This window comes from Crossiella sp. CA198 (assembly GCF_052078295.1).
In the GTDB taxonomy this organism is placed as follows: Bacteria; Actinomycetota; Actinomycetes; order Mycobacteriales; family Pseudonocardiaceae; genus Crossiella.
Genome location: NZ_JBQJIM010000007.1, coordinates 394,625 through 401,249, shown reverse-complemented (window position 1 = coordinate 401,249; position 6,625 = coordinate 394,625). Strand labels below are relative to the sequence as shown.

Sequence of the window (6,625 nt, the reverse complement as noted above, 5' to 3'; positions counted from 1 at the left end):
AACCGAAAGTACTCGGCTCGTTCGGCCAGCAGTGGTGCTGAGCCGTGCGGGGTGCGGTCGAGGCGGATGGAGAAGGTCATTGGGTGTCCTGGGGGGTCAGGTCACGCAACGACCCCTAGAAACCGCCCAACGGCCAACACGCGGGTGGGGGGTCAGTGGGTGAGGAGTAGGGCGGTGGCGTTGTCGGTGGCGCCGCGGTCGATGGCGGTGGCGACGAGTTCCTGGGCGCGCGGGCCGAAGCGGGCGGGGCGGGCCACGATGGCGGTCATGGTGGCCAGGTCCAGCGCCCCGTACACGCCGTCACTGCACAGCAACAACCCCGGGTCGCCGCGCACCTCGACCTGACCGATGTCCTGCGGCCGGGCGGAGCGCACGCTCGCGGTGACCATGTGTTCCATCCACGGCGTGGTCTCCATGCCCTGCCGCCGGAAGTACTCGGCCACGGTGTGATCCGTGGTCAGCCGGGTCAGCGTGCGACCATCCCACCGGTAGGCGCGGGCGTCGCCCACCCAGGCGATCCGGTAGCCGCCGCCGAGCTGGTCGGCGAAGGGCATCGCCACCACCAGTACCGCGTCCCCGGTGTGGCCCAGCGCGAGCACGGCCCGTTGCGCGGCCAGGATCGCCTCGGTGGGTCCGCGGGCGGGGACGGTGCTGGTGGCGGCGTCAACCGCGACGCGGGCGGCGTCGGCGGCGGTGCGGGTGTCGCCGACACCGTCGGCCAGGGCCAGCACGGGCGTCATGCTGTCCCACCCGGGGCGCACGGCCAGGGCGTCGGCGTTGATCCGGCGGCGGCCGGGGTCGGTGGCGGTTTCCCAGTTGATCCGGTTGCGATGCTCCATCAGCGTCATAGCTTCATGGTGCGACTGGTTTCTAAGAGGTTGCTGTGAGCCGATTAGCGCTTGGCTGTGGCTTGCCCCGACGGTGCTCGGCCAGCGCGTCGAGCAGGGCCGCGATGGCCTCGGTCGAGGTGTGGTAGTGGCAGGCGATCCGCAGCAGTCCGGCCGAGGGCTGGTGAGCACGCCCCCGGCGCCCAGGAACGCGGGCAGATCGCGGCGCTGGCGGGAGTTGCCGCGGCGGGCTGACCCGCCGCGGCAACCGGATCAGGTGCAGGTGATGGTGGCCTCGGCCCAGTCGGCGTGGTCGTAGTCGACGCCGTCATCGGTGGGCAGCACGGCCAGGTGCACGTACTGCAGGCCGGTGACATCCGCGATCAGTGTACGCGCTCCGTCGGTGCCGCGCAGCACCCCGCTGCTCGCCAATTGCCTGCCGGGGCCCCAGATTTCCATGCTCACCGAGCCCCGATCGCCGGACTCGTCGTCCACACCCACCGTGGCGCTCAACCGGGTACAGCGTCCGCCAAGGTGGTAGCGGACCTCGCTGCGCGCGTGCACACCGATGCCCTTGGCGTACCGGGTGCCGCCGATGGTCAGCGCTGTGCCGTCGCCCGCGCCGCGTTCGCCGTTGCTGCGGTCCTTCTCCACCGGGCCCCAGGCGTTCGCGGCCAGCGACGGGGTGAGGTCGGAGAGCTGGCTGACCCCGGCGGGCGGGCTGCTGAAACCGCCCTGGCGGCTGACCCGGTAGACGACGGTGGCGTGCGCCGGAACCGAGGCGCTGATCGCGCCGGTGGTGTCGCGTTCCTGGCCGGTCCACAGGTCACGCAGCCGGAAACTGTTGGCGTTGCCCAGGTTCGCCGCGCTCGCGGTGGTGCTGATGGTCTGGGTGCCGCCGGTCTCGTTGAACAGCGCCACCGCCACATCGCCGTTGTCCAGCGGCTTGGTCAGCACATGCCGCCCGCCCTCGGCGCTGATCTCGGTGGCCTGCACGCCAAGACCGTCCTGGTCCAGCGCGATGATCTCCCGGTTGGTCAGGATGTCGAAGGTGGACTGGCCCACCTTGCGCAGGTCCGCGCCGATCAGCAGCGGCGCGTTCATCATGGCCCACAACGAGAAGTGGCTGCGGTATTCGACCTCGGTCATGCCGCCGTTGCCGACCTCCAGCATGTCCGGGTCGTTCCAGCCGCCGCGCTGCGCGTTCGCCGCCAGGCCGACGTTCTGTTTGAAGATGCCGAGCATGCTGCCCCAGTTGTCGCTGATGTCCCCGGTGGTGCGCCAGCTGTTGCCCACCGGCTGGGCCCACCGCCACGGCTGGCTCTGCCCCCACTCGCACAACGAGAACAGGATCGGCCGCCCGGTGGCCGCGAGCGCGTCGCGCATCCTGGTGTAGCGCTGCTGCGCGCTCTGACCGAGGTGGTCTCCGCAGTTGTCGTACTTCAGGTAATCCACGCCCCAGGAGGCGAACAGCCGCGCGTCCCGCTCCTCGTGCCCGATGCCGCCAGGGAAGCCTTGCGCGTCACAGGTTTTGGTGCCCGCACTGGTGTAGATGCCGAACTTGAGGCCCTTGGCGTGCACGTAGTCGGCCACCGCCTTGATGCCGTTGGGAAAGCGGGTGCGGTGCGGCACCAGGTTGCCGTCGGCGCCGCGTTGCGGCTCGGCCCAGCAGTCGTCGATGTTGACGTACTGATAGCCCACGTCCTTGAGGCCGCGGCTGACGAAGATGTCGGCGATGCCCTTGACCATCTCCTCGTTGAACTCGGCCCGGCAGTGCGTGGAATTCCAGTTGTTGAACCCCATCGCCGGGGTCCGGGAGAGCCCGTTCTCCGCCGCCACCGCCGGTGGCCCGTCGAGCACGACCAGGCTTCCCGCCGTCAGCGCCCCCGCCACGAGTGTGCTCAGCAGTGTTCTCCGCCAGCCTCGACCCACCGGAACCTCCTTGTTCCACGTCGAAAACCAAAACAAAACCAACCACGATCACACAGCTGGGAACAGAACCGCACAACCCGTCAAACGTCCGGAGGTGCAGACCCGACCGCCCGATGGTGAGACCGATCGGGTTCCACCGGCCGCCGCTCCTAAGATCGACTACGTGATGTCTCGCGCGCCGGTTCTGGCGGACACCCTTGCCCCGCCGCACATCGCACCCTGGTCGCGACGACTTCCAGCCCTGGCCGCCGCGCTCACCACGCTGATACTCGGCGCGATCGGCCTCGGCGGGGCGCAGCTGTGGCGGGATGAACTCGCCAGCTGGAGCGCGGCCCGGCGCACGGTGGGCGAACTGCTCGCCATGACGGCCAACGCGGACGCCTTCTACCTGCCCTACTACCTGTTCCTGCACTACTGGATGGCGATCTTCGGCGACTCCGAGGTGGCCCTGCGCCTGCCCTCGCTACTGGCCGCCGCGGGCACGGCCGCGGTGGTGGCCGCACTGGCCGGCCGATGGTTCGGGACGCGGGCCGGGTGGTGCGCCGGACTGCTGTTCGCGCTGGTGCCGATGGTGACCCGGATGGCCCAGGAAGCCCGGCCCTACGCCTTCGTCATGTTGTTCATCGCGCTGTCCACCTACCTGTTGCTGCGTGCCCTGGACGAGCCGTCCTGGCGGCACTGGGCGGGTTACGGCGTGGCACTGGCCGCGGTCGGACTCACCCAGCTCACCGCCTTCGCCATCGTGGCCGGGCACGTGGTGCTGGTGCTGGCCAGGTGGCAGCGGCCGTGGCGATTCGCCCTGACCGCACTGCTCGCCGTGCTGCCAGCCGCGCCACTGGCCGTGCTGTCGCTCTCCGGTGGGCAGGGCGCGGTCGGCATGATCCCCCGGCCGGGCCTGCTCGACCTGTTCGGCTTCACCGCGGTCGCGCCCGCGGACAGCATGATGTGGCCGCAACTGTTCCGCTCCGCCGCCACCGCCTGGATCGTGCTCGCCCTCGCCCTGGCCGCCCTGCTGCTGCCGCAACGCCGCCGGGCCGCCGGAATCCTCGCCGTGGCCGGGGCGCCGATCCTGGTGCTGTGGGCCGCCTCGCAGGCCGGGCCGTCCTTCTTCTTCGCCCGCTACCTGGTCTTCCTGCTCCCGGTGCTGGTGGTGACCGCGGGCGTCACTCTCGCCGCGGCGCGACCGCAGGCGGTGCTCGTACTCGCGCTGGCGGCTGTCGCGGCGATCACCGTGCCCGACCAGCTGGCCGCCCGCTCCCCCGGCTCGCACGACGCGGCCTTCTACCCCTACGCCATGTTCACCGAAGGCCCCGGCCAGTACGCCGACTACCGGCGACTCGCCGACCGCCTGCGCCGGGACGCCCGCGAGGGCGACATGATCGTCTACGCGAACCGGCCGGATTTCTGGTTCACCGACACCGCCCTGGACTACCACTGGCGGACCCCCGACCGCCCGCGCGATGTCTTCCTGGACCGGGATCCGATCGCGAACGCGAACCTGGCCGGCACCGAGACCACCGCCTACGCCGCCCGGCTGGCCGGGGCGAACCGGGTCTGGGTGATCGGCGTCGGCGAACGCCAGGACCCCTTCGCGGGCAGCCCGGCACTCGTCGCGTTCCCGGCCCGCCCGGACAAGGCCGCCGCGGTGCAGGCTCAGTTCGCCCTCGCCGAGGTGGAGCAGACCACCGGGTTCACCGTGGCGCTGATGCACCGCCGCTGATCACGGCGAGCGAATCCCGGTCCGAATGGTCCATCCACATTAGACCGAATGCCACTGTCCACAATGGACATCGGACGGAAGTCCCCGCACAACTGCCCCTATGGGAAACATCAGACATCCGATCGGTGACGCACGCCACCAACTATTGACAATGATTGCCATTGTCAACTGTATTGAGCGCGACTGATCTGGTGATTGGCTGGTCGCCCGACAAACTCCCGAACCTGCCAGGGGCCGACGACTGCGAGGTGCGAAGTTAGGCGAGCCTAGCCTATGTAAAACAGTGTTCAAAAGGGGACCCTAACTTGGCCCTCTACCCGCCGTCTACCTCGGAGAAAGCACGTTGAACGAAGCCCAGCCGCGGCCGGTGCGGGTCGTGGTCGCCGGCACCGCCTTCGGGCGGATCTACCTGGACGCGCTGCGCTCGGCCCCGGAGGCGTTCGCCCTCGCCGGTGTGCTCAGCGCCGGTGGCGCGTACTCGCGCGACCTCGCCCGCCACCACAACGTGCCGCTGTACACCGCCGTCGAGCAGGTGCCCGAGGTGGACCTCGCCTGCGTGGTGGTGCGCTCCGGACTGCTCGGTGGGCCTGGATCCGAACTGGCGCAGGCGTTCCTGGGTCGCGGCACGCACGTGCTGCAGGAGCACCCGGTGCACGCCGGGGAGATCGCGGACAACCTGCGTGCGGCGCGGCGCGGGGGCGCGGCCTATGCGGTCCACACGCTCTACCCGGATCTCGCGCCGGTGCGCCGGTTCCTGGCCGCGGTCGAGGTGCTGCGGCAGTCGGGTCCGCTGCGGTTCGTCGACGCCGCCTGCGCCAACCAGGTCGCCTACCCCCTGGTCGAGATCCTGGCCCGGATCGCCGGATCGGTGCGGCCGTTCAGCTTCGGCCCGGCCACCGGATCGGACGGCCAGCCCTACCGCACGCTGCACGCCACCGTCGGCGGGCTGCCGGTGACGTTGCGGGTGCAGAACCAGCTGCACCCGGCTGACGCGGACAATCACGCGCACTTCTTCCACCGGATCACCGTCGGCGGCGACGCCGGGGTGCTCACCCTGGCCGACACGCACGGACCGGTGCTGTGGCAACCACGCCTGCACGCCGGTCGCGACGACACCGGGCGGCTGATCATGGCCGGGCCGGGCACCGAACGGCTCGCCGCGACCAGCACCACCGTGCTCGGCCCGGAAGCAGGCACCTTCCACCAGGTCTTCGCGCAGTTGTGGCCGGACGCGGTGCGCACCGCGTTGCACCGGCTGGTCCAGGACATCCACGAACCCGCGCGCCGGGCCCGCACCGGGCAGCAGGCGCTGGGGGTGGCCACCGCCTGGTCCGCGCTGACCGCCCGGCTCGGCGTGCCCGAACCCATCCACCCCGGGGAACCGCCGGTGCTGCCCGTGGGCGACCTGCTCGCCGCGGTGGCCGCTGAGGACGCGAGAGGAATCCGATGAGCAGGTGCAGCCATGTGCTGATCAAGGTCGACGATCTGCGGCGCGCGGTCGCCGCCTACCGATCGGTCGGTTTCGACGTGCATTACGCCACCGCCGAGGACAAGGCGTTGCACGCGCACGTCTGGTTCCGTGAGGGGCCGGTGCTGGAACTGCTGACCGCGCCCAAGGGAGCCAAGTTCCTGCGCTGGCCACTGGAGGTCGCCTTCGGCCGGGGCGCGGGGCGGCGGATGGTGCGCTGGGCCGTCCAGCCGGAAGGTTTCTGCGACGCGGCCGTGCTGGTCAACGACGATCAGCTCACCGACACGCGTAACGCGTTGCGCGCCAACGGTTCCGGCTGTGGCCGGGTGGTGAACTGGACCCGCACCAAGCCGGATGGCCAGCAGACCAGGTTCCGCTTCGCCTACCCGCGGGCCGACCGGGCGCCGTTCCTGGTCACCCCCTACGACCCACCGCAGCACCCGCCGTCAGTGACGCACGCGAACGGGGCCACCGCGCTGACCAAGGTGGTGCTCGGGGTGCGCCCGGCCGACCTGCCGGTGCTCCGGCTGCTCGTCGGCGACGGCGGCGACTTCGAGTTCCGGGAAGCCGAACAGACCGGGGTGCTCGCCGTGGAACTGGCCGGACTGCGCACCGAACTCGACCCGGCGCTGACCCGCGGCGCACTGATCCGCCCCGCCACCACCCGCTGAAACCCGT

Annotated in this window: 5 protein-coding genes; 3 read left to right on the top strand and 2 right to left on the bottom strand. The window is 70.7% G+C overall.

The window, feature by feature from the left end:
* Positions 1 to 152 precede the first annotated feature (152 nt).
* Together ACTOWY_RS14680 and ACTOWY_RS14675 are read right to left on the bottom strand one after the other, a co-directional pair.
* Positions 153 to 848 carry a PP2C family protein-serine/threonine phosphatase gene (locus ACTOWY_RS14680; protein ID WP_441310173.1) on the bottom strand — a complete coding sequence of 232 codons (696 nt, stop codon included), beginning with the start codon at positions 846 to 848 and terminating at the stop codon, positions 153 to 155.
* A 252-nt stretch (positions 849 to 1,100) separates the two neighbouring features.
* Entirely contained in the window at positions 1,101 to 2,630 is a 1,530-nt protein-coding gene (locus ACTOWY_RS14675) for an NPCBM/NEW2 domain-containing protein (protein WP_441310182.1), read from the bottom strand.
* Between the two features lie 295 nt (positions 2,631 to 2,925).
* On the opposite strand from ACTOWY_RS14675, the gene ACTOWY_RS14670 reads away from it, so the two are divergent.
* From ACTOWY_RS14670 to ACTOWY_RS14660, 3 genes are all read left to right on the top strand, one after another.
* Positions 2,926 to 4,479, top strand: a complete 1,554-nt coding sequence (locus ACTOWY_RS14670) for a glycosyltransferase family 39 protein (protein ID WP_441310181.1) — start codon at positions 2,926 to 2,928, stop codon at positions 4,477 to 4,479.
* Between the two features lie 343 nt (positions 4,480 to 4,822).
* Entirely contained in the window at positions 4,823 to 5,929 is a 1,107-nt protein-coding gene (locus ACTOWY_RS14665) for a Gfo/Idh/MocA family oxidoreductase (protein WP_441310172.1), read from the top strand.
* Complete coding sequence (locus ACTOWY_RS14660; protein WP_441310171.1) at positions 5,926 to 6,618, top strand: VOC family protein; 693 nt, start codon at positions 5,926 to 5,928, stop codon at positions 6,616 to 6,618. Before ACTOWY_RS14665 ends, ACTOWY_RS14660 begins: the two co-directional genes overlap by 4 nt.
* Positions 6,619 to 6,625: the final 7 nt, after the last annotated feature.

Bases quoted from the DNA above. Each gene is read 5' to 3' on its own strand.
- ACTOWY_RS14680 (WP_441310173.1), bottom strand. From the start codon at position 848: ATGACGCTGATGGAGCATCGCAACCGGATCAACTGGGAAACCGCCACC.
- ACTOWY_RS14675 (WP_441310182.1), bottom strand. From the start codon at position 2,630: ATGGGGTTCAACAACTGGAATTCCACGCACTGCCGGGCCGAGTTCAAC.
- ACTOWY_RS14670 (WP_441310181.1), top strand. From the start codon at position 2,926: ATGTCTCGCGCGCCGGTTCTGGCGGACACCCTTGCCCCGCCGCACATC.
- ACTOWY_RS14660 (WP_441310171.1), top strand. From the start codon at position 5,926: ATGAGCAGGTGCAGCCATGTGCTGATCAAGGTCGACGATCTGCGGCGC.